Genomic DNA, 21,336 nt, shown 5'->3' with positions numbered 1-21,336 from the left:
TAAATTAAAACAGATGTTTATTGCATGTTGTTCCTAAATTAGCCGAACTTCATGCGTGAGGTGAAAAATGCCTATGTTGCAAACATCAGCCCCGCTTGCCGTCACCGGCGTTACCAAGACCTTCGTCATGCATTTGCAGGGCGGCATCGAACTTCCGGTCGTTCGCGGCGTGAATTTCGAACTGAATGCCGGTGAATGCGCCGTGCTTGGCGGGCCTTCGGGCGCGGGCAAAAGCTCGATCCTGAAGATGGTCTATGGCAATTACGCGGTCAATGGCGGCTCGATCATGATCCGCCATGCCGACAGGTTTGTCGATCTTGCCACTGCCGATCCGCGTGAAGTGCTGGCGGTGCGCCGCGATACGATCGGCTATGTCAGCCAGTTTCTGCGCACGCTGCCGCGCGTTGCGGCAATCGATGTGGTTGCCGAACCGCTGGTTGCGCGTGGCGTCGACCGTGAGACAGCGCTCAACCGCGCCCGCGAACTTCTGGCGCAGCTCAATCTTCCGGAAAGGCTGTGGGCCTTGCCGCCTGCGACCTTCTCGGGCGGCGAACAGCAGCGCGTGAATATCGCTCGCGGCTTCATCACCGATCATCCGGTATTGCTGCTCGATGAGCCGACAGCTTCGCTCGATGCGAAGAACCGCGCGGTCGTGGTGGACCTCATCAAGACCAAGAAGGAGCAGGGCGTCGCCATGCTCGGCATCTTCCACGATGAAGATGTGCGTTCGGTCGTTGCCGACCGGATCATCGACGTGACGGCTTTCTCTCCGCGGGGGCTCTCATGACCAAGCTCTCGGTAGAACCGCTGGTTCACGAAACGGCCATCGTCAGCGGCTGTACGCTCGGGCGCTATACCGAGATTGGCGAGCGCAGCCGCGTTTCGGAAACCGTGCTGGGCGATTATTCTTATCTCGGCGTCGATTGCGAAATCTGGTGTGCGGAGATTGGCAGGTTTTCCAATATTGCCAGCCACGTGCGCATCAATGCCACCAATCATCCGACATGGCGTCCGACACTGCACCATTTCACCTATCGCGCCGGTGATTACTGGCCGGAAGAAAAGGATGAGACGGAGTTTTTCGAGTGGCGTCGCGGCAACGCGGTGAAGATCGGTCACGACACATGGCTCGGCCATGGCTCGACAATCCTTCCGGGCGTGACGGTCGGCAATGGTGCGGTTGTCGGTGCCGGAGCCGTGGTGAGCAGGGACGTCGCGCCCTATACGATCGTGGGCGGCGTGCCTGCGCGGCTCATTCGCGAACGCTTCGACGCTGCAACCGGAAATCGCCTTGACCGGCTGGCCTGGTGGGACTGGAGCCATGATCGTCTGCGCCAGGCGCTCGATGATTTCCGCACGCTCGATATCGAAGCCTTCCTCTCGAAATATGAAACAGCCGCCAACACAAATGCGGTCATGAAAGAGCTGTCCAATGGCTAATGAAATCGTTCTGAAAAACGCGCGGATCGTGCTCGCCGATGAGATTGTTTCCGGTTCCATCCTGATCCGGGACGGCAAGATCGCAGCAATCGACCACGGCAACAGCAATGGCGGCGACGACATGGATGGCGATTACGTCATCCCGGGCCTCATAGAGCTGCACACCGACCAGTTGGAAAGCCACTATGCGCCGCGTCCGAAGGTGCGCTGGAATGTCGATGCTGCCGTGCAGGCGCACGATGCGCAGGTCGCGGCCTCCGGCATCACCACGGTATTCGACGCGATGCGCGTCGGCTCCGACTATGACCGCGATTTCGTCGGCAAGGATATGCGCATGCTCGCCGACGCGATTGAAAGCGGCGTGCGCGAAAATCGCCTGCGTGCAGATCACTTCCTGCATCTGCGCTGCGAAGTCTCCTCTGCCGATTGCCTCGAAACATTCGAGCTTTTCGCGGATGATGACCGCGTAAAACTCGCATCCTTGATGGATCACGCACCGGGACAGCGGCAATTCGTTGATCTTGAGACCTATCGCACCTATTACATGCGCAAGATGAAGCTCACGGATGAGGAGTTCCGGGTGCATTGTGAAAAGCGCATGGCGGATTCGGACGCCTATTCGGCCAGACACCGCCGCTCCATCGCCGAACTCGCGGCAACGCGTGGCATCGTTCTGGCCAGCCATGACGATGCAACCAGTGCGCATGTCGATGAATCGCTCGATCATGGCGTGCGGATCGCAGAATTCCCGACCACGATGGAAGCCGCCAATGCTTCAAAGGGCGCTGGCCTTTCGATCCTGATGGGCGCGCCGAATATCGTTCGCGGTGGCTCGCATTCCGGCAATATCGCCGCGCGCGATCTGGTGGACAATGGCAGCCTGGATATCCTGTCGTCGGATTATATCCCGTTCAGCCTCATTCAGTCGGCATTCGGTCTGGCTTCCGGCGAACGCCCGATTGCGTTGCCGGATGCGATCCGGCTTGTGACCAAGAATCCTGCTGACGCGATGGCGATGGATGATCGCGGTGAGATTGCCATCGGCAAGCGCGCCGATCTGGTCCGTGTCCGTCCGAAGGGCGCAATCCCGGTTGTCCGCACCGTCTGGCGCGAAGGCGAACGGGTGCTCTGATGCAGATGCAATCCAACAGGCCGAAAGGCTGTTTCGTCGCCGTTGTCGGCCCCAGCGGGGCCGGCAAGGATACGATCATGGATGCGGCGCGTGTGGCTCTGGCGGGCGACACGCGTTTTCACTTTGTGCGTCGCATCATCACCCGCCCGCAAATGCCGGGAACGGAAGATCACGACAGTCTGGATGAAGCAGCATTTGCAAAATCGGCGGGCGAGGGCGCCTTCGCCCTGCACTGGCAGGCGCATGGCCTGAGCTACGGATTGCCGAAATCGCTGGAGGATGAAATCGCGGACGGAACGGTGGTGATCGCCAATGTTTCACGCCGGGTTCTGGGCGATGTTCGCAGGCTCTACCCGTCGCGCTCGGTGGTCGTGATTACGGCCCGGCCGGAAGTTCTGGCCGAGCGGCTCGCATCGCGCGGCCGCGAAAGCCGGGAGGAAATCGTCGCGCGGCTTTCACGGGAAGTCAGCTTCGATGACGGTGCGGGCGATGTTGTCACAATAGACAATTCCGGCGAAGTCGGCCTGTCCACAAAAGCCTTCCTGCGTCACCTGGAGGAAATCAGCGTCAAAACAGTCGCTTAGATAAGGTTTTTGTAGCAATATCTAAATTTACACAAACGTCATGGGGCTTTCATTGCAGTGTCATGGAAGCCATTCAGAGTAAGCATGAATGGAGACGAATTCATGCTTCAACTGAAAAACATAACGCGCCGCTATAATGACAAGGTGGCGGTTTCGGGTGTGGACCTCGAAATCGAACCGGGCACGTTTGTGGGAATTATCGGGCGCTCGGGCGCAGGCAAGTCGACGCTTCTGCGCATGATCAATCGCCTTGTCGAGCCTTCAGAGGGAACCATCCACTGGGATGGCCGCGATGTTACCGGGCTAAAAGGCTCGGGCCTGCGGGACTGGCGTGCGCAATGCGCGATGATTTTCCAGCATTTCAATCTGGTCGACCGTCTGGATGTTCTGACCAACGTCCTGATGGGCCGTCTGAACTATGTTTCGACGCCGAAATCGCTCCTGCGTATCTGGAGCGATGAGGAGCGCCTGATCGCGCTTTCAGCCTTGCAGCAGTTCGACATTGCGCATCTTGCAGCGCACCGCGCGGACGAGCTTTCGGGTGGCCAGCAGCAGCGCGTGGCGATTGCCCGCGCGCTCGTGCAGCAGCCGCGCATCATCCTCGCCGACGAGCCGATTGCATCGCTCGATCCGCGCAACACGCGCAGCGTCATGGACGCCCTGCGCCGCATCAATCGCGAATACGGCATCACGGTTCTCTGCAATCTGCACTCGCTCGATATTGCGCGCAGCTATTGCGACCGTCTCGTCGGCATGTCCGCCGGCAAGATCGTATTCCGCGGCACACCGTCGATGCTGACAGATATGGCATCACGCGACCTTTACGGCATGGAAGCCGCTGACGTCATCGATGCCGATGAGCAGTTGGACGCACCGATGCCGATGCCAGTTCCGCAGTCGGCCGAAGCCGTTCTGCGCCAGCTTTCCGCCTGAGCGCACAAAGCTCCGGAAAAGAAACACGCTCCAAACTCAGGATTAACAGGAGATACCCATGCTTAACCGTAGAACCTTTCTGGCGGCTGTTGCGCTCACCGCTACGATGACCTTCAATGCCCAGGCTGCCGACTGGAGCAAGGACTATCCGGAAATCGTTCTGGGCGTTATCCCGGCTGAAAACGCCTCGACCACTTCCGACCGTTATGCGCCTCTGGCTGCCTATCTCGGCAAGGAACTCGGCACCAAGGTAACGCTGCGCGTCGCCAACGACTATGCAGCCGTCATCGAAGGACAGCGCGCCGGAAACATCCAGATCGCATTCTATGGCCCGGCTTCCTACGCCCGCGCCGTCATGACCGGCGTTGAAACCACGCCGCTCGTCAACCAGCGTCACGACACCGGCGTCAACGGCTATTATTCGGTCGTTTATGTTCGCGCCGACAGCCCGTACCAGAAGATGGACGACCTGAAGGGCAAGACCATTGCTCTCGTCGATCCGAACTCGACCTCGGGCAACAACGCACCGCGCTTCTTCCTCAACCGCGAAGGCTATAGCGTCGATACGTTCTTCGGTAAGAACTTCTTCGCCGGCAGCCACGAAAACGCAGTTCTCGCTCTGGCGCAGGGCACCGCCGATGCCGCTGCCAACTCCTGGAACTCGGAAAACGATTCCAACCTGACCCGCATGGTCAGCCGCGGCGTTCTGAAGGATGCCAACGGCAAGGAACTGACGAAGGACGACTTCCGCATCATCTTCAAGTCGGACTTCCTTCCTGAAGGCCCGTTCGCCGTTCTCAGCACCCTGCCGGATCAGCTGAAGGCCGATATCAAGCAGGCTTTCCTCGACATGCCGAAGAAGGACAAGGCTGGCTTTGACGCTCTTTCCGATGGCAAGGATCAGGAATTCGTAGCCACCGAAGCCAAGGACTATGAGCCGATCATCGAAATGCTCAAGTTCAACGACAAGGCTCGCAAGTCCTGATCCGTGAGAAATTGAAGTGCCCGGAACGTAACCCGTTCCGGGCATTTTTTTAGGGCAGGATTTCGAAAGGTTTTCGGGATCAGGCTTGATCAAAGGAATTTCGCATGACGGTATCCTCACTCGACGGCAGTGGAGCAAAAAGCCTGCTCGCCGATTACCGCAGGGAAGTCGGCAAACGGCGGCTCTATGGTATCGCGCTTCTCCTTGCGCTTGTCCTTGTCGCCATTGCCGCCTCCGTCGTTGCCGATGTTCGGCCCGGCACCCTGGTCGAAAATCTCTTTCGCTTCACAAGCTATCTCGGCCGCATTCTGCCGGATCTGACCATCGCCAATTTCTGGGGCGACCTCGCCGCCTGGTACTGGAACCTCGGCGGCTGGCTCAAGATGCTGTTCGAGACGCTGCTGATCGCCTATCTGGCGACATTGATCGGGGCGGTCGTCGCTTTCGCTGCATCCTTCGCAGCCTCATCCAACATGGCCCCCAATTCGACGATTCGCTTCATCGTCCGTCGCGGGCTGGAATTGTTGCGCACTGTTCCGGAAATCGTCTTCGCGCTGCTTTTCGTCATCGCCTTCGGCCTTGGGCCGATGGCCGGTGTACTGGCGCTGATGCTGCACACCACAGGTGCGCTGGGCAAGCTGTTCTCCGAAGTCGTCGAGAATATCGACATGCGCCCGGTGGAAGGCATTCGCGCATCCGGCGGTTCCGGCCTGCAGGTCATCCGCTTTGCCGTATTGCCGCAAGTGGCCGCGAATTTTGCTTCCTATGGCCTGCTGCGCTTTGAAATCAACGTGCGCGGCGCTTCCGTCATGGGTTTTGTGGGGGCAGGCGGTATCGGGCAGGAACTGCTTACTTCCATCCGCCAGTTCTATTACAGCGATGTCAGCGCCATTCTGCTTCTGATCATCGTGACGATCGTCGTGATCGATCTTGTCACCCAGCGCGTGCGTCACGCACTGCTTGGCCGTATTGGTTGAGGAGAGAACTATGACCGATATTGCACAAAGTCTCTCCCGCGAAGCACACGCGCACGAAAAGGAACTGAGGGCCGAATATGCCGATCTGTTCGGCAATGGGCGCACATGGCGCAATCTGGCGATTTTAACCGCAGCGCTTATCGCTTCGGTCTGGTTCGCCTTCTACTGGCTCGATTTTTCACTGCTGCGCATTCTGAACGGCCTTGGTCGCCTCGGCGATTTCGCGCTGATGATGATGCCGCCATCCTCCGGCGGGCGTTTCAGCCTTTACCTGTGGTCGATGATGGAAACGCTGGCGATTGCCTATCTCGGCACGTTGCTGGCCGCGATCCTCGCCTTTCCGTTCGGCTTTCTGGCGGCGAAGAACATCATTCCCAATGTGTTCCTGCATTTCGGCATTCGCCGCTTCCTCGACACCATTCGCGGCGTCGACACGCTTATCTGGGCGCTGATCTGGGTGTCGGTCGTGGGGCTCGGACCGTTCGCCGGCATTCTTGCGATTGCCTGCTCGGACTTCGGTGCTTTCGGCAAGCTGTTCTCCGAAGCCATTGAAGGCGCGGACAAGAAGCCGGTCGAAGGCGTCGTCTCATCGGGCGGCGGCAGGCTGCACGGCTATCGTTTCGGCGTGTTGCCGCAGGTTCTGCCGCTCATCGGCAGTCAGGTGCTTTACTTTTTCGAGTCAAACACGCGTTCGGCGACAATCATCGGCATTGTCGGGGCAGGCGGCATCGGCGCGCATCTGGCCGAACAGATCAAGGTTCTCAACCTTCAGGACGTTTCCTTCCTGATCATCATGATCCTGATCGCTGTTGCCCTCATCGACTGGTTCTCGTCGAAGCTCCGTCACGCCATGATCGGCAAGAAGGCACAGAGGTCGGCTTAACCACTGATAAGTGTCTTGATGCCGTCAGCCACGAACTGAACGGCAAGCGCTGCCAGAATGACGCCGAGAAGGCGAGTGAGGATGGAACGGCCGGTTTCGCCAAGAAACCGGTCGACGCGCTCTGCCAGCAGCAGCACAAGATAGGTGATGAACAGGCAGACGAAGATGACCCCGAGAAGGGCCGCTTTCGGCCCTACGCCTTCAAAGGAATTTGACGTCAGCACGATAGCCGAGATCGCACCCGGACCGGCAATCAGCGGAATGGCGAGCGGGAAGGCGGCGATATTGCGGATGTGATCCTTGGTGATCGCAACCTCGGCGCTCTTTTCCTTGCGCTCCGTCCGCTTCTCGAAGATCATTTCAAAGGCGATCCAGAAGAGGAGCAGACCACCCGCGACGCGGAACGCGCCGATGGTGATGCCGAACATGCCGAGTATCTGCGCGCCCGCAATGGCAAACAGCGCCATCACGATAAAACCGATGATGGAGGCGCGAAGCGCAACCTGTCCGCGATGGTGCCGCTCCATGCCCGGCGTCAGCGCCAGGAACAAAGGCGCCAGCCCGGGCGGATCGATTGTAACAAGCAGGGTGACGAAGGCGCTGAAAACCGTATCGTAGAACCCCATACTGCACGCGCCCTTCCTGTTGGCATGTTATGCTCGATCGGATACATGGATTGTAGACGATCACGAGCACATGGTCGATGCAAAGCGCGAGGTCGGGCAACATCGTTGCTCAATCTTTATGTGAATATCTTTTAAGTCATTGAATTGACGTGCGGAAATAGCCCGCCGAAAAGGTCGTGAAATTGGCGTTTTTTGCTGGTTTCCGTTATAAAGTGACTTTATCGATTCTGTTGAGAAAGAAATCTGAATAGTGTCAGATCAAACGCCTCCACCCGGTTCCGACGATATGAATGGTGGCCCAAACGGCGGCCCTAGCGGTATCGAACCGATTTCCATCATCGAGGAGATGCAGCGCTCCTATCTCGATTACGCGATGAGCGTTATCGTGAGCCGTGCGCTGCCCGATGTGCGCGACGGCCTGAAGCCCGTGCATCGCCGCATTCTCCACGCCATGAACGAAATGAACCTCGCCTATAACCGCCCGTACCGCAAGTCGGCGGGTGTGGTCGGTGAGGTGATGGGTAAGTACCACCCGCATGGCGACGCCTCTATTTATGACGCCCTCGTGCGTATGGCGCAGGATTTTTCAATGCGCGATCCGCTGGTCGACGGGCAGGGCAATTTCGGCTCCATCGACGGCGATCCGCCGGCGGCGATGCGTTACACCGAATGCCGTCTGGAAAAGCTTTCCGAATCCATCCTGTCGGATATCGACAAGGATACGGTCGACTTCCAGGACAACTATGACGGTCGCGAGCAGGAACCTGTGGTCATGCCTGCGCGCTTTCCGAACCTGCTCGTCAATGGTTCGGGCGGTATCGCTGTCGGCATGGCGACCAACATTCCGCCGCACAATCTGGGCGAAGTGATCGACGGCTGCGTTGCGCTGATCGACAATCCGGCCATTGAACTGGCGGAACTGATGGAAATCATTCCGGGACCGGACTTCCCGACCGGCGGCATCATCCTTGGACGTTCCGGCATCAATTCCGCCTACACGACCGGGCGCGGTTCGGTGGTCATGCGCGGGCGCGCCACGATCGAGCCGATGCGCGGCGACCGCGAAGCCATCATCATCACCGAGATACCTTATCAGGTGAACAAGGCTTCGATGATCGAGAAGATGGCCGAACTGGTGCGCGACAAGCGCATCGAAGGCATTTCCGATCTGCGCGATGAGTCCGACCGCGAAGGCTATCGCGTCGTGGTGGAACTCAAGCGTGACGCCGTTGCCGATGTGGTGCTGAACCAGCTTTATCGCTACACGCCGCTGCAAACCTCGTTTGGCTGCAACATGGTGGCGCTGAACGGCGGCAAGCCGGAACAGCTTAACCTGCTCGACATGCTGCGCGCCTTTGTCGTCTTCCGCGAGGAAGTCGTGACGCGCCGCACCAAGTTCCTGCTCAACAAGGCGCGTGACCGCGCGCATGTGTTGGTCGGTCTTGCAATCGCCGTCGCCAATATCGATGAGGTCATCGCGCTTATCCGCCGCGCTCCCGATCCGACGACGGCGCGCGAGCAGTTGATGGAACGCCGCTGGCCGGCGGCAGATGTGGCACCGTTGATCCGTTTGATCGACGATCCGCGCCACACCATCAATGAAGATAACACCTACAACCTCTCCGAAGAACAGGCTCGCGCCATTCTCGATCTGCGTCTGCAGCGCCTCACCGCGCTTGGTCGCGACGAAGTGGCGGACGAACTGAACAAGATCGGCGAGGAAATCCGCGATTATCTCGACATTCTCGGTTCGCGCCTGCGCGTGATGACCATCGTCAAGGAAGAGATGATTGCGGTTCGCGACGAGTTCGCAACCCCACGCCGCACCGAAATCGGTTTCGGCGGCGCCGAAATGGATGACGAAGACCTGATCGCCCGCGAGGATATGGTCGTCACCGTCAGCCATGCGGGCTACATCAAGCGCGTGCCGTTGACGACCTATCGTGCGCAGCGCCGCGGCGGCAAGGGCCGCTCCGGCATGGCGACGAAGGACGAGGATTTCGTCACGCGCCTGTTCGTGGCCAATACGCATACGCCGGTTCTGTTCTTCTCCTCGCGTGGCATCGTCTACAAGGAGAAGGTCTGGCGTCTGCCGATTGGCACGCCGCAGTCGCGCGGCAAGGCGCTCATCAACATGCTGCCATTGCAGCAGGGCGAGCGCATCACCACCATCATGCCGCTGCCCGAGGATGAGGATTCCTGGGCAAATCTGGACGTCATGTTCTCGACCACGCGCGGTACGGTTCGCCGTAACAAGCTGTCGGACTTCGTTCAGGTCAACCGCAACGGCAAGATCGCGATGAAGCTCGAGGACGAGGACGATGAAATCCTCTCGGTCGATACGTGTACGGAATTCGACGACGTGCTTCTGACCTGCGCCGGTGGCCAGTGCATTCGCTTCCCCGTTACCGATGTGCGCGTCTTTGCGGGCCGCAACTCCATCGGCGTGCGCGGCATCAATCTGGCGGATGGCGACAAGGTCATCTCCATGGCGATCCTGCATCACGTCGATGCGGACGCGGCTGAGCGCTCGGCCTACCTGAAGCGTTCGATTGCCGAACGCCGTGCCCAGGGCGCAGATGACGCGGATGATATCGTGGTGGTTGGCGAGGAGGTCGGAAACGAAACCGAGCTCAACGAAGAACGCTATCAGGAGCTGAAAGCGCGCGAACAGACTGTGCTGACGGTCAGCGAATATGGTTACGGCAAGCGCTCCTCGTCCTACGAGTTCCGAGTTTCCGGCCGTGGCGGCAAGGGCATCCGCGCCACCGATACGTCGAAGACCGACGAAATCGGCAAGCTCGTCGCCCTGTTCCCGGTCGAGGCAAGCGACCAGATTCTGCTCGTTTCGGACGGCGGACAGCTTATCCGCGTGCCGGTTGACGACATCCGCATTGCCGGACGTTCCACCAAAGGCGTCACGATCTTCAATACGGCGGACGGCGAAAAGGTCGTTTCGGTCGAACGCATTTCCGAAACGGACAGCGACGAAGAAAACGGCGGTGAGGGCGATGCGTCGCCGGAAGGTGAAGCACCGGTCGCGGGCACCGAAGAATAAGCTGAAAGCCCGGGTCAGGCGGTTTTGCGGCGGATAATGCAACAAGACAACGGAACCGGGCTTTCGGTACAGATCAATGAAAAAGGCCGATGGCGGGAACCATCGGCCTTTTTCAGATGCCAAGACTGGAGGAATTGGCGATCACACAAACTCTTTTCCAGCAAGCTCCAACGCTATCGCGTGAGCTCAGCTGTTAATACCTAGCGCGAACGCATGTTGCGCAGAGTATTGATGTCGAATGCGACATGACGCACGCGCTGACGCTTGGCTTCATTCTCTTCGAGAAGCAGTATGATTGCCGAAGCTGCCATTGCGACCATCATGGATAATGCCAGAAGAAAGATCATCATCGTGTTATCCTTTCGACATACATACGCTTCAAAAGCGAAAAGGTTGCACCAAACTTGCGCCTATTTTGGTAAATCGGTTGTGAACTTGCCGTGAAATTGCGGTTCATATCGCGTTCATCTGTTTTCTTGGTTTCTGTTTCCTTAGCGCTGTGGTTCTTGTTGAAAATCCCGTCAGAAAAGGCTAGCTGGAAGAAATGACAATCGCGATTTATGCGGGTTCCTTTGACCCGGTGACCAACGGCCATATGGATGTCCTGAAAGGTGCCCTGCGCCTTGCCGATGAGGTTATTGTCGCGATTGGCGTTCACCCCGGGAAAAAGCCTCTCTTCACTTTTGAGGAGCGCGTGGCGCTCATCGATGAAAGCTGCAAGGCCGTGCTGGGCAAGGATGCGGGTCGGCTCTCCGTCATTTCCTTCGACGGTCTTGTTATCGATGCCGCCCGCAAGCACAGTGCTCAATTGATGGTGCGCGGTTTGCGCGACGGCACCGATCTCGACTATGAAATGCAGATGGCAGGCATGAACGGCACCATGGCGCCGGAATTGCAGACCGTGTTTCTTCCGGCAGACCCGGCAGTGCGCACGATTACCGCCACATTGGTTCGACAGATTGCCTCCATGGGCGGCGATATAAAGCCTTTTGTTCCGGCGGCTGTCGCTGCCGCCCTGAACGCCAAATTCAAATCCTGACCACAGGGAGTTTTTCGATCATGTCTTTCGTTCGTTCAGCGCTAGCCGCTGCCGCCTTCTTCGCGCTCTCGCAAGGCGCAGTCCACACCGCTTCTGCCGCCAGTACCGAAAACACCGTGGTTCTCAAACTGAAGGATGGCGACGTGGCCATCGAGCTTCGTCCCGACCTTGCGCCAAAGCATGTTGCGCAGATCGAAAAGCTGGTCGGCGAGGGCGCTTACAACGGCGTTGCCTTCCACCGTGTCATTCCGGGCTTCATGGCCCAGACCGGGGATGTAAAGTTCGGCAACATGGACAAGAACTTCGATGCATCACGCGTCGGCACCGGCGGCTCTGACTATCCGGATATTCCGGCAGAATTCTCCAAGGAACCCTTCGTTCGCGGCACGGTGGGCATGGCCCGCAGCCAGAACCCGAACTCGGCCAATTCGCAGTTCTTCATCATGTTTGCGGACGGCTCATTCCTCAACGGCCAGTATACGGTGGTCGGCAAGGTTGTCAGCGGCATGGATGTCGTCGACAAGATAAAGAAGGGCAGCGAAGCCGATAATGGCGCCGTGAAAAACCCCGACAAGATCATCAAGGCCACGCTTCAGGCCACCAAGAAGTAAATACAAGGAGAGGCCCAATGGCTTACAAAGACCCTGAAAACACGCTCGTTCTTGAAACCACCAAGGGCAATGTCGTTCTGGAGCTTTATCCGGATCTCGCGCCGGATCACGTTGCGCGTATCAAGGAACTGGCGCGCGAAGGCGCTTATGACGGCGTTGTGTTCCATCGTGTGATCGATGGCTTCATGGCCCAGACCGGCGACGTGAAGTTCGGCAAGACGGGCGGCGCTCATTTCAACGGCTCGCGCGCTGGCATGGGCGGTTCGGACAAGCCGGACCTGAAGGCGGAATTCTCCAACACGCCGCACAAGCGTGGCACCGCCTCGATGGCGCGTTCCGCCAATCCGAACTCGGCCAACTCGCAGTTCTTCATCTGCTTTGCCGATGCTCCATGGCTCGACCGCCAGTACACCGTCTGGGGCCAGGTCATCGAAGGCATGGACAATGTCGACAAGATCAAGCGCGGCGAACCGGTCTCCGATCCGGACCAGATCGTGACGGCGCGTATCGCTGTCGACATCTGATCCTGCCTGTTTCAAAGAAAAATTACGGCTCCGGTTCATGCCGGGGCCGTAATAATGAGGTCTATCATGCGTGTTGATCTTTTTGATTTCGATTTGCCGGAAGAGAGCATCGCTCTGCGCCCGGTCGAGCCGCGTGACCACGCCCGACTGTTGCGTGTCCGTCCCGGCCAGCCATTCGAGGATCGACAGGTATTCGAATTGCCTGATCTGCTGCAACCCGGCGATGCGCTTGTCTTCAATGATACCAAAGTGATACCGGCGCAGCTTGAAGGCATGCGCGAGCGCGACGGCAATATAAGCCAGGTCAGCGCCACGCTGCATATGCGTACCGGCGCCGATCGCTGGAAGGCTTTCCTCCGTCCGGCCAAGCGCGTGAAGGAAGGCGACCGCATCCGCTTTGGCCATTCCGGATCGAGCTGCTTCCTCGGCACGCTTGATGCCACCGTGGCGGAAAAGGGCGATGCGGGCGAGGCGCTTCTGGTGTTCGATCTTTCCGGCGCCATGCTGGACGAGGCGATTGCTTCGGTCGGGCACATTCCGCTGCCGCCTTACATCGCATCGAAGCGCGCCGAAGACGAGCGCGACCGCAAGGATTATCAAACGGTCTATGCGCGGGAAGAAGGCGCGGTCGCAGCTCCGACCGCCGGTTTGCATTTCACGCCGGAGCTTCTGGAAAAGATCAAGGCCAAGGGCGTTGAAGAACATTTCGTGACGCTGCATGTGGGGGCGGGGACTTTCCTGCCGGTCAAGGCCGATGACACCGCCGACCACAAGATGCATTCGGAAATCGGCCATGTGTCGCAGCGCACTGCAGATGCGCTCAATGCCGTTCACGAGCGGGGCGGCAGGATCGTCTGCGTCGGCACCACATCCCTGCGCCTGATCGAAAGTGCGGCGGGTGAGGACGGCCTCATCCGTCCATGGTCGGGTGCGACCGATATTTTTATAACCCCCGGCTATAAGTTCCGTGCGGTTGATCTGCTGATGACCAACTTCCATTTGCCGCGCTCGACGCTATTCATGCTCGTATCGGCATTCAGCGGTCTCGACACGATGCGCGCCGCCTACGATCACGCCATCAGCAACGGTTATCGCTTCTACTCCTATGGCGACGGCAGCTTGCTTGAGCGAGCCGACAAAGTTAAAGACACCGCATGACTCTGGAAAACCTAAAGACAAGCGAAAACTTCGAATTCAAGGTGCTGGCAACCGACGGCGCTGCTCGTCAGGGCGAGATTTCCATGCCGCGCGGCGTGGTTCGCACACCTGCCTTCATGCCGGTGGGCACGGCGGGCACGGTCAAGGCCATGTATATGGATCAGGTGAAAGAGCTCGGCGCGGATATCATCCTTGGCAACACCTACCATCTGATGCTGCGGCCCGGCGCTGAACGCGTGGCACGTCTGGGCGGCCTGCACGAGTTCGGCGGCTGGAAAGGCCCGATCCTGACCGATTCCGGCGGGTTTCAGGTCATGTCGCTCGCGCAATTGCGCAAGCTTGACGAAAATGGCGTGACATTCCGCTCGCATATCGACGGCAAGCCTTATGAGATGACGCCGGAACGGTCCATCGAGATACAGGGGCTACTCGATAGCGATATCCAGATGCAGCTCGATGAATGCGTGGCGCTGCCTTCGCCGGAAAAGAACACCGAGCGCGCAATGGAATTGTCGCTGCGCTGGGCCGAGCGCTGCAAGGTCGCTTTCGGCAACCAGCCGGGCAAGGCGATGTTCGGCATCGTGCAGGGCGGCGATGTTGCGCGCCTGCGCGAAAAATCGGCGGAAGCGCTAAAGGCCATGGATCTCAAGGGCTATTCGGTCGGCGGGCTTGCAGTCGGCGAACCGCAGCAGGTCATGCTCGACATGCTGGAAGTCGTATGTCCGATCCTGCCGTCGGAAAAGCCGCGCTATCTGATGGGCGTCGGCACGCCGGACGATATTCTGAAATCCGTGACGCGCGGGATCGATATGTTCGATTGTGTCATGCCGACGCGAGCAGGCCGCCACGGCCTTGCGTTTACGCGGTTCGGCAAGGTGAATTTGCGCAATGCACGCCATGCCGACGATCATCGCCCGCTCGATCCGGAATCGGATTGCCCGGCATCGCGCGACTACAGCCGCGCCTATCTGCATCATCTGGTGAAATCGGGTGAAGCGCTCGGCGCCATGCTGCTGACCTGGAATAACCTGGCCTATTATCAGTATCTGATGAAAGGCATCCGCGCATCGATTGCCGGGGGACGCTTTGCCGATTTCTCCGCCGAAACCTCGGAAGGATGGGCGAGGGGCGATATTCCGGCCCTTCTGTAATATCTCCATACTGCACAAGGAGGAGCATCCCGGTGTCCCGCTCTGAACGCCTCCTTGAGCTTTTGCAGTTACTCCGCACCTATCGTCGCCCGGTAAGCGGGGCGACGCTGGCGCAGCAGCTCGGTATCAGTATTCGCACGCTGTATCGTGATATCGCGAGCCTTCAGGCGCAGGGCGCAGTTATCGAAGGGGAGCCGGGATTGGGTTATATCCTGCGTCCCGGCTTTATGTTGCCGCCTATCATGTTCAGCCAGGAAGAAATCGAAGCGTTGGTTCTCGGCACAAGATGGGTTGCGGACAGGGGAGACGCTGAACTCGGCGCAGCTGCACGCAATGTTCTTGCCAAAGTGGCAGCAGTAATGCCTGAGGATTTACGCGTTACGCTCGACGCGGTAAGCCTTCTTGTCGGCCCCAGCAAGAAAGATGCGGTCGATCTGGTGGATGCTGCCGCTCTTCGTAGCGCCATTCGCTCGGAAAGAAAAATCACCATATTCTATAACGATGCGGCCAGTACTTCGACCGAGCGCCTGATCTGGCCGTTCGCCCTGACTTTTTTCGAACAGGTGCGGGTAGTGCTCGCTTGGTGCGAAATGCGACAGGATTTTCGACATTTCCGTACTGATCGCATCGCCAGATTGAGCGTTGAGAGCGATCGCTACCCCAAACGACGTTCTGCGCTCCTTAAAGAGTGGAAGACCCGTCAGGGGATCGTCCGGAATTTTGATTGATACTGCCGGAAACTGACAGTGTGTCTTCGTAGTGTTGCTCGTATCCAATCAAGGAGCGACAACAATGAACCATCCGAATTTCACAATTCTATACGTAGAGAACCCGCTATCGAGCGGTCGCTTTTACACAGAACTGCTTGGGATTGAGCCTATCGAAGCCTCACCGACTTTTGTGCTCTTTCTGTTGAACAACGGTCTGATGCTGGGACTGTGGTCCAGACACACGGTAGAACCGGTCGCTGATTCCGGCGCGTTTGGTGGAGAGATCGCTTTCCGGTACGCGAGTTATGAAGAGATCGACAAGATATATGCAGACTGGACCGCGCGCGAGATTTCCAACTTGTCCAAGCCGCAAACATTGGAGTTCGGACGCTCGTTTGTGGCAATTGATCCAGACGGACATCGCCTGCGCGTATTCTCTCCGGCCGCAAGATGATACGAATCAGAGGAAGAAAAACCACCGGGGCGCATCTCGCCGATGCGTCTCAGGCGAGCGGCCTATCCGACCGTCAACATGTTCTCCAGACGACAGAGAACGGCGCGCTGCTCTTCGTCGTCCAGAATTTCACATTCCATCAATTTGGAGCATTCCAGCCCGGCGACGGCCAGATAGACGATCAGCGCCGTATCGGAATCGGTCGTGTCCTTGATCATGCGGTCGAGGAAAGCCCTGTGATATTGCCGGACAGGCACCATGAAACCGGGGTCTTCGGCAAGCGCGGCAAGAACGCCGCAGGCAGGAGGTTCCTCATCGGCCTGCACCCGGTAAACATCCAGAAAAGCCCGCGCCACGCGGTTTTTATCGCCTTTCTGAAGTGTCTCATGAACCTCCATGGCGTGTTCATGCTCTTTCATGTATTCTTCGACCACCGCTTCGAGCAGTTTGGCCTTGGTCGGAAAAGTATAAAGCAATCCGCCTTTTGAAAGCCCCGCACGGGCTGCTACGGCATCGAGAGAGAGGTGAGCAGGGCCGATCTCACGGGCAAGCTCGATAGCAGCGCGCAAAATACGTTCGCGCGACGAGACTTTCTTTTTAGTTGGCAACTTACTGGTGTCTCCTGACAGTTCGAGTGTTGACAATACCGTCTGGACGGTACAGTTATTCGCCACTTTCATTCAAGTAAAATACGCGCGACCTTTGCGTGAATGCGAAAGAAGGCGCCGCGGCCAATCCCCCAACCCTGATCGATCAGGGAGCCATCTGGAGTGCATCCGCAATGATCAAGCGCCTTATACTGGCAATAATATTCCTCGTGATCGTCGTCGGAGGCCTCGTCGGCTTTAACCTGTTCCGATCACAGGCCATCAAGGACTTCTTCGCCAACATGCAGCAGCCTGCCCAGACGGTTTCGACCGTCACGGTGGAGCCGGGCGTCTGGAAGCCGGGTGTTGAGGCCATCGGCACGGCCAACGCGCTCAATGGTGTTGACCTGACCGTGCAGCTCGACGGCGTCGTGCAGAAGATCAACTTCAAGGCCAATCAGGAAGTCAAGGAAGGCGCCCTGCTGCTTCAGATGGAAGACAGCATTCAGAAGGCGGACCTCGCAGCCGCTGAAGCCGAAGCCGTCCTTGCCCAGCAGAACCTGAAGCGAGCTGACACGTTGCGCACCCGTGGCGTGGGTGCGGTGTCGAATGTCGATACGACGGCCTCGGCCTCCGATGCTGCAAGCGCACGCGTTGAAAAAATGCGCGCAACGCTGGCGCAGAAGTCGGTCAAGGCTCCGTTTTCCGGCGTTATCGGCATCTCCAAAGTCGATCTTGGCCAGTATCTGACCCCCGGCACGGTCATCGCCACGCTGCAGAACGCCGACGTGATGCGTATCGACTTCACGGTTCCTGAACAATCGCTGGCGTCCATCAAGCTCGGGCAGACCGTCAAGGTCGGTTCGACGGCGGACGCGCTCGACTTTACGGGCAAGATTGTCGGCATCGATCCGAAGATCGACCCGGCCACCCGTCTCGTTTCCGTGCGTGCCGAAGTGCAGAATCCGGATCACAAGCTGACGCCGGGCCAGTTCGTGCAGGTTCGTGTCGAACTGCCGGAAGAAGACAATGTCATCGCTCTTCCGCAGACCACGATCATCTCCAGCCTTTACGGCGATTATGTCTATGCTGTCCGTCCGGAACAGAAGCCGGAAGGCGCGAAGGCCGCCGAAGGCGACAGCACCGCCAAGGCTCCAGCAGCCGATGCCAAGCCTGAAGAGGGCGAAAAGCAGGTGGCGCAGCAGGTCTTCATCAAGCTTGGACGCCGTTATTCCGGTCTGGTCGAGGTAACGAGCGGCCTCAAGGCCGGCGACATCATCATCACGGCAGGCCAGAACCGGCTTTCGCCCGGTGTTCCGGTGAAAATCGACAACACCGTCAATCCGATTCCGGCCGGCCAGCCGGCCGACAAGCAATAGGCGAACCCGATGAGCTTTTCCGATATCTTCATCCGGCGCCCCGTGCTTGCCACGGTGGTCGCCCTCATGATCATTCTGTTGGGCCTTCAGGGGATCGCGCAGCTTACGGTGCGTGAATATCCGAAGGTCGACGAAACCGTCATTACGGTAACGACCACATATGCCGGTGCGAGCGCCGATCTCATTCAGGGCTTCATCACCGCTCCGATTGCAGAAGCGGTCGCGACCACCGAAAACATCGATTACGTGACCTCTTCGAGCCGTCCGTCGTCAAGCACCGTGACGGTGCAGATGAAGCTCGGCGCAAACCCTGACGCGGCGCTGACGGAAGTCATCGCCAAGGTCAATCAGGTTCGCGGCGACCTGCCGGACGAATCCGATGACCCTGTCATCGTCAAGGGCACGGGCCAGAACTTCGCCACCATGTATCTGGCGGCGCAGAACCCGAACATGACGAGCGAACAGATCACCGAATATCTGGAGCGCGTTATCCAGCCGCGCATGTCCACCATTCAGGGCGTTGCAAAGGCGGAAATTCTGGGCGGCCAGGTCTATTCGATGCGCGTCTGGCTGGACCCGATCCAGCTTGCGGCCCGCCAGATCACGGCGCCGGAAGTTCTGGCGGCCATCAAGGCCTCCAACTTCCTGTCGGCTCCTGGCACGACGAAGAACGAATATGTCGCGTCTTCGATCACGCTGAAGTCGACCTTGCAGACCCCGGAAGCCTTCGGCGCCATGCCGATCAAGGCGTCGGGGGATGACGTCGTTCGCCTGCGTGATGTGGCGCGGGTCGAACTCGCGGCGAAAAGCACCGACACCATCGTTTCGTTCAACGGCTCGGCGGGTACATTCCTCGGCGTCTTCCCGACGCCGGCGGCAAACCCCATCGACATGGCGGCGGCGGTCCGGAAGGAGCTTCCGTCCATCCAGGCATCGCTGCCGGAAGGCATGTCGCTCGTTCTGGTCTACGACGCGACCGAACAGATCAGCTCGTCGATCAAGGAAGTCTTCACGACCATCGGCGAAGCCGTGGCCATCGTCATTCTGGTCATCATCGTCTTCCTCGGATCGTTCCGTTCGGTGCTGATTCCGATTGTCACGATCCCGATTTCGCTGATCGGCGTGTGCTTCTTCCTTTATGTGCTCGGCTTCTCGATCAATCTCCTGTCGCTGCTTGCCATGGTTCTCGCCATCGGTCTTGTGGTCGATGACGCCATCGTGGTCCTGGAGAACATCCACCGGCATATCGAGGAGGGCCTGAGGCCCATTGACGCCGCGTTCAAGGGCATGAAGGAAATCACCGGCTCGATCATCGCCATGACGATCACGCTGGCGGCGGTGTTCGCACCGCTCGGTTTCACGGGCGGCCTGACGGGCGCTCTGTTCCGGGAATTTGCCTTCACGCTGGCCGGTGCCGTCATCATCTCCGGTATTGCCGCCTTGACGGTTTCGCCGATGATGTGCGCCCGCATGCTCAAGCACGGCGACCAGACCCGATTCCAGAAGTTCATCGACCGGACCTTCTCGCGTTTCGAGAAGTGGTATCACCGCCGCGTCTCCAACTCGCTCAACTATCGCGGCATCACGCTGATGATCGTTATTGCGCTGATGGGCCTGACGGGGTTCCTGTTCATGAACACGTCGAGCGAACTGGCACCGGAAGAAGATTCCGGCGCGCTGTTCTCGATGTTCCAGGCTCCGCAATATGCAACCTCGGCCTATACCAATCTCTACGCCGAACAGATCGACGAACTGACGAAGGATCTTCCTGAACTGAAGACCCGCTTCCAGATCGTCGGCATGGACGGCGGAACGACGTCCGGTATCGCGCTATGGGTTCTGAAGGACTGGAACGAGCGCACGCGTTCGCAGAAGCAGATCCAGGAAGACCTGACCGCACGTATCTCCAAGGTCGCAGGTGTCGAAGCCTTCATCTTCGCACCTCCGTCCCTGCCGGGAACGGGTGGCGGTCTGCCGATCTCGATTGCGCTGCAATCGACCGGCCCGGCCGATCAGGTCTTCGAACTCGCCGAGGAAATCAAGAACGAAGCGCAGGCTTCCGGCCAGTACATCATCGTGCAGAACTCGCTCTCCTTCAACGCACCGCAGATCACGATCACCATCGACCGTGACCGTGCGGCGACGCTGGGCGTGCAGATCAGCGATATCGGTTCGACACTGGGGCTCCTGACCGGTGGCGCGTCGGTGGCGAAATTCGACCGCGATTCGAACAGCTATGACATCATCACGCAGGTGCCTGATGTCTACCGTTCGAACCCGGAAAAGCTGGGCGACTTCTATGTGCGCAGCGTCTCCGGCTCGATGATCCCGCTGTCTTCGGTCATCAAGGTCAGCCAGAACGCATCGCCTGCCGCTATCGAGCAGTTCAACCAGCTGAATTCGGCAACGATTTCGGCGCTGCCACTTCCGGGCGTCACCACCGGGCGGGGTCTGCAAACCCTGGTCGATCTGGCCAAGTCCAAGATGCCGGAAGGCTTCTTCCTGGATTATTCCGGCCAGTCGCGTCTGGAAGTGGAGCAGGGCAACACGATCCTGATCGCCTTCGGCCTCGCCGTGATCGTGATCTATCTCGTGCTTGCGGCGCAGTTCGAAAGCTTCCGCGATCCGTTCATCATCATGATGTCGGTTCCGCTGTCGATCTTCGGGGCCATCGTGCCGTTGAATATCGGCCTCGGCACGCTCAACATCTATACGCAGGTCGGTCTCATCACCCTTGTGGGGCTGATTACCAAGCACGGCATTCTGATGGTCGAATTCGCCAATCAGCAGCGCCGCCTGCATGGCCTGTCACGCCGGGATGCAATCATCGTCGCGGCTGAAACCCGCCTGCGTCCGATCCTGATGACCACTGCGGCCATGGCGCTCGGCGTCGTGCCGCTCATCATCGCGACCGGTGCCGGTGCGGCTGCTCGTTATTCGATGGGCCTCGTGATCTTCACCGGCATCGTGATCGGTACGATCTTCACGCTGTTCGTGGTGCCTATGTTCTACACCTTCATCGCGAAGAAGGATGTGGAAGGCGAGTATGTCGCGTCCTCCGAAGAGGGCGGCGAACCGGCTCCAGTGCAACATCACTGAAACTTG

General features: G+C 58.7%; 21 protein-coding genes. 18 read left to right on the top strand and 3 right to left on the bottom strand.

Annotated features, from left to right (window positions below; translation table 11 throughout):
- The first annotated feature begins 73 nt into the window (after positions 1–73).
- The 8 genes from phnL to phnE (JNC63_RS04260) all read left to right on the top strand — a co-directional run bounded on the left by phnL (position 74) and on the right by phnE (JNC63_RS04260) (position 6,934).
- Positions 74–787 (top strand): phosphonate C-P lyase system protein PhnL, encoded by a 714-nt coding sequence (phnL, locus tag JNC63_RS04295; protein ID WP_063882376.1) that lies wholly within the window; start codon positions 74–76, stop codon positions 785–787.
- Positions 784–1,440 (top strand): DapH/DapD/GlmU-related protein, encoded by a 657-nt coding sequence (locus tag JNC63_RS04290; protein ID WP_022568701.1) that lies wholly within the window; start codon positions 784–786, stop codon positions 1,438–1,440. Before phnL ends, JNC63_RS04290 begins: the two co-directional genes overlap by 4 nt.
- Positions 1,433–2,572: an alpha-D-ribose 1-methylphosphonate 5-triphosphate diphosphatase gene (locus tag JNC63_RS04285; RefSeq protein ID WP_006466784.1), complete on the top strand. Its 1,140-nt coding sequence runs from the start codon at positions 1,433–1,435 to the stop codon at positions 2,570–2,572. The genes JNC63_RS04290 and JNC63_RS04285 overlap by 8 nt, the downstream gene beginning before the upstream one ends.
- Positions 2,573–2,577: 5 nt before the next feature.
- Complete coding sequence (gene phnN, locus JNC63_RS04280) at positions 2,578–3,156, top strand: phosphonate metabolism protein/1,5-bisphosphokinase (PRPP-forming) PhnN (protein WP_063882431.1); 579 nt, start codon at positions 2,578–2,580, stop codon at positions 3,154–3,156.
- A gap of 102 nt (positions 3,157–3,258) precedes the next feature.
- On the top strand, positions 3,259–4,089 hold the full coding sequence (gene phnC / locus JNC63_RS04275; protein ID WP_031346027.1) for a phosphonate ABC transporter ATP-binding protein: 831 nt from the start codon (positions 3,259–3,261) through the stop codon (positions 4,087–4,089).
- Between the two features lie 58 nt (positions 4,090–4,147).
- Complete coding sequence (phnD, locus tag JNC63_RS04270; protein WP_006470444.1) at positions 4,148–5,074, top strand: phosphonate ABC transporter substrate-binding protein; 927 nt, start codon at positions 4,148–4,150, stop codon at positions 5,072–5,074.
- A 104-nt stretch (positions 5,075–5,178) separates the two neighbouring features.
- Entirely contained in the window at positions 5,179–6,051 is an 873-nt protein-coding gene (gene phnE, locus JNC63_RS04265) for a phosphonate ABC transporter, permease protein PhnE (protein WP_063882375.1), read from the top strand.
- Between the two features lie 10 nt (positions 6,052–6,061).
- Complete coding sequence (gene phnE, locus JNC63_RS04260; protein ID WP_063882373.1) at positions 6,062–6,934, top strand: phosphonate ABC transporter, permease protein PhnE; 873 nt, start codon at positions 6,062–6,064, stop codon at positions 6,932–6,934.
- On the opposite strand, the gene JNC63_RS04255 is transcribed toward phnE (JNC63_RS04260), so the two are convergent.
- The gene (locus JNC63_RS04255; RefSeq protein WP_025089551.1) at positions 6,931–7,560 is read right to left on the bottom strand and encodes a MarC family protein; all 630 of its coding nucleotides are present in this window, start codon (positions 7,558–7,560) and stop codon (positions 6,931–6,933) included. The two genes, phnE (JNC63_RS04260) and JNC63_RS04255, sit on opposite strands and share 4 nt — an antisense overlap.
- Positions 7,561–7,846: 286 nt before the next feature.
- Here JNC63_RS04255 and gyrA point away from each other — a divergent pair, with 286 nt between their 5' ends.
- Positions 7,847–10,618, top strand: a complete 2,772-nt coding sequence (gene gyrA, locus JNC63_RS04250; protein ID WP_063882429.1) for a DNA gyrase subunit A — start codon at positions 7,847–7,849, stop codon at positions 10,616–10,618.
- Positions 10,619–10,818: 200 nt separating this feature from the next.
- On the opposite strand, the gene JNC63_RS04245 is transcribed toward gyrA, so the two are convergent.
- The gene (locus JNC63_RS04245) at positions 10,819–10,968 is read right to left on the bottom strand and encodes a hypothetical protein (protein ID WP_006466792.1); all 150 of its coding nucleotides are present in this window, start codon (positions 10,966–10,968) and stop codon (positions 10,819–10,821) included.
- A 194-nt stretch (positions 10,969–11,162) separates the two neighbouring features.
- On the opposite strand from JNC63_RS04245, the gene coaD reads away from it, so the two are divergent.
- The 7 genes from coaD (at position 11,163) to JNC63_RS04210 (ending at position 16,265) form a co-directional block, all read left to right on the top strand.
- Positions 11,163–11,657, top strand: a complete 495-nt coding sequence (coaD, locus tag JNC63_RS04240) for a pantetheine-phosphate adenylyltransferase (protein ID WP_006466793.1) — start codon at positions 11,163–11,165, stop codon at positions 11,655–11,657.
- A gap of 20 nt (positions 11,658–11,677) precedes the next feature.
- On the top strand, positions 11,678–12,268 hold the full coding sequence (locus JNC63_RS04235; protein WP_063882371.1) for a peptidylprolyl isomerase: 591 nt from the start codon (positions 11,678–11,680) through the stop codon (positions 12,266–12,268).
- A 17-nt stretch (positions 12,269–12,285) separates the two neighbouring features.
- Positions 12,286–12,792, top strand: a complete 507-nt coding sequence (locus JNC63_RS04230; protein WP_063882370.1) for a peptidylprolyl isomerase — start codon at positions 12,286–12,288, stop codon at positions 12,790–12,792.
- Between the two features lie 66 nt (positions 12,793–12,858).
- A complete protein-coding gene (gene queA, locus JNC63_RS04225; protein ID WP_063882368.1) occupies positions 12,859–13,950 on the top strand; it encodes a tRNA preQ1(34) S-adenosylmethionine ribosyltransferase-isomerase QueA in 1,092 nt (363 codons plus the stop codon).
- On the top strand, positions 13,947–15,101 hold the full coding sequence (gene tgt, locus JNC63_RS04220; protein ID WP_063882366.1) for a tRNA guanosine(34) transglycosylase Tgt: 1,155 nt from the start codon (positions 13,947–13,949) through the stop codon (positions 15,099–15,101). The genes queA and tgt overlap by 4 nt, the downstream gene beginning before the upstream one ends.
- Before the next feature lie 32 nt (positions 15,102–15,133).
- Positions 15,134–15,829 (top strand): helix-turn-helix transcriptional regulator, encoded by a 696-nt coding sequence (locus tag JNC63_RS04215; RefSeq protein ID WP_063882364.1) that lies wholly within the window; start codon positions 15,134–15,136, stop codon positions 15,827–15,829.
- A 64-nt stretch (positions 15,830–15,893) separates the two neighbouring features.
- Complete coding sequence (locus JNC63_RS04210; RefSeq protein WP_063882362.1) at positions 15,894–16,265, top strand: VOC family protein; 372 nt, start codon at positions 15,894–15,896, stop codon at positions 16,263–16,265.
- Positions 16,266–16,327: 62 nt separating this feature from the next.
- On the opposite strand, the gene JNC63_RS04205 is transcribed toward JNC63_RS04210, so the two are convergent.
- Complete coding sequence (locus tag JNC63_RS04205; protein ID WP_006470453.1) at positions 16,328–16,873, bottom strand: TetR/AcrR family transcriptional regulator; 546 nt, start codon at positions 16,871–16,873, stop codon at positions 16,328–16,330.
- 173 nt (positions 16,874–17,046) lie between these two features.
- Between JNC63_RS04205 and JNC63_RS04200 the strand changes: the two genes are divergently transcribed.
- Positions 17,047–18,231, top strand: a complete 1,185-nt coding sequence (locus JNC63_RS04200; protein WP_063882360.1) for an efflux RND transporter periplasmic adaptor subunit — start codon at positions 17,047–17,049, stop codon at positions 18,229–18,231.
- A 9-nt stretch (positions 18,232–18,240) separates the two neighbouring features.
- Positions 18,241–21,330 (top strand): efflux RND transporter permease subunit, encoded by a 3,090-nt coding sequence (locus JNC63_RS04195; protein WP_063882359.1) that lies wholly within the window; start codon positions 18,241–18,243, stop codon positions 21,328–21,330.
- The last annotated feature ends 6 nt before the right edge of the window (positions 21,331–21,336 follow it).

It is taken from the genome of Brucella ciceri (assembly GCF_041930145.1).
GTDB classification, from domain to species: Bacteria; Pseudomonadota; Alphaproteobacteria; order Rhizobiales; family Rhizobiaceae; genus Brucella; species Brucella intermedia.
The sequence above is the reverse complement of the archived record's forward strand: the minus strand, read 5'-3'. Positions and strand labels throughout refer to the sequence as shown.

Bases quoted from the DNA above. Each gene is read 5' to 3' on its own strand.
- phnL (WP_063882376.1), top strand. From the start codon at position 74: ATGTTGCAAACATCAGCCCCGCTTGCCGTCACCGGCGTTACCAAGACC.
- JNC63_RS04290 (WP_022568701.1), top strand. From the start codon at position 784: ATGACCAAGCTCTCGGTAGAACCGCTGGTTCACGAAACGGCCATCGTC.
- JNC63_RS04285 (WP_006466784.1), top strand. From the start codon at position 1,433: ATGGCTAATGAAATCGTTCTGAAAAACGCGCGGATCGTGCTCGCCGAT.
- phnN (WP_063882431.1), top strand. From the start codon at position 2,578: ATGCAATCCAACAGGCCGAAAGGCTGTTTCGTCGCCGTTGTCGGCCCC.
- phnC (WP_031346027.1), top strand. From the start codon at position 3,259: ATGCTTCAACTGAAAAACATAACGCGCCGCTATAATGACAAGGTGGCG.
- phnD (WP_006470444.1), top strand. From the start codon at position 4,148: ATGCTTAACCGTAGAACCTTTCTGGCGGCTGTTGCGCTCACCGCTACG.
- phnE (WP_063882375.1), top strand. From the start codon at position 5,179: ATGACGGTATCCTCACTCGACGGCAGTGGAGCAAAAAGCCTGCTCGCC.
- phnE (WP_063882373.1), top strand. From the start codon at position 6,062: ATGACCGATATTGCACAAAGTCTCTCCCGCGAAGCACACGCGCACGAA.
- JNC63_RS04255 (WP_025089551.1), bottom strand. From the start codon at position 7,560: ATGGGGTTCTACGATACGGTTTTCAGCGCCTTCGTCACCCTGCTTGTT.
- gyrA (WP_063882429.1), top strand. From the start codon at position 7,847: ATGAATGGTGGCCCAAACGGCGGCCCTAGCGGTATCGAACCGATTTCC.
- JNC63_RS04245 (WP_006466792.1), bottom strand. From the start codon at position 10,968: ATGATGATCTTTCTTCTGGCATTATCCATGATGGTCGCAATGGCAGCT.
- coaD (WP_006466793.1), top strand. From the start codon at position 11,163: ATGACAATCGCGATTTATGCGGGTTCCTTTGACCCGGTGACCAACGGC.
- JNC63_RS04235 (WP_063882371.1), top strand. From the start codon at position 11,678: ATGTCTTTCGTTCGTTCAGCGCTAGCCGCTGCCGCCTTCTTCGCGCTC.
- JNC63_RS04230 (WP_063882370.1), top strand. From the start codon at position 12,286: ATGGCTTACAAAGACCCTGAAAACACGCTCGTTCTTGAAACCACCAAG.
- queA (WP_063882368.1), top strand. From the start codon at position 12,859: ATGCGTGTTGATCTTTTTGATTTCGATTTGCCGGAAGAGAGCATCGCT.
- tgt (WP_063882366.1), top strand. From the start codon at position 13,947: ATGACTCTGGAAAACCTAAAGACAAGCGAAAACTTCGAATTCAAGGTG.
- JNC63_RS04210 (WP_063882362.1), top strand. From the start codon at position 15,894: ATGAACCATCCGAATTTCACAATTCTATACGTAGAGAACCCGCTATCG.
- JNC63_RS04200 (WP_063882360.1), top strand. From the start codon at position 17,047: ATGATCAAGCGCCTTATACTGGCAATAATATTCCTCGTGATCGTCGTC.
- JNC63_RS04195 (WP_063882359.1), top strand. From the start codon at position 18,241: ATGAGCTTTTCCGATATCTTCATCCGGCGCCCCGTGCTTGCCACGGTG.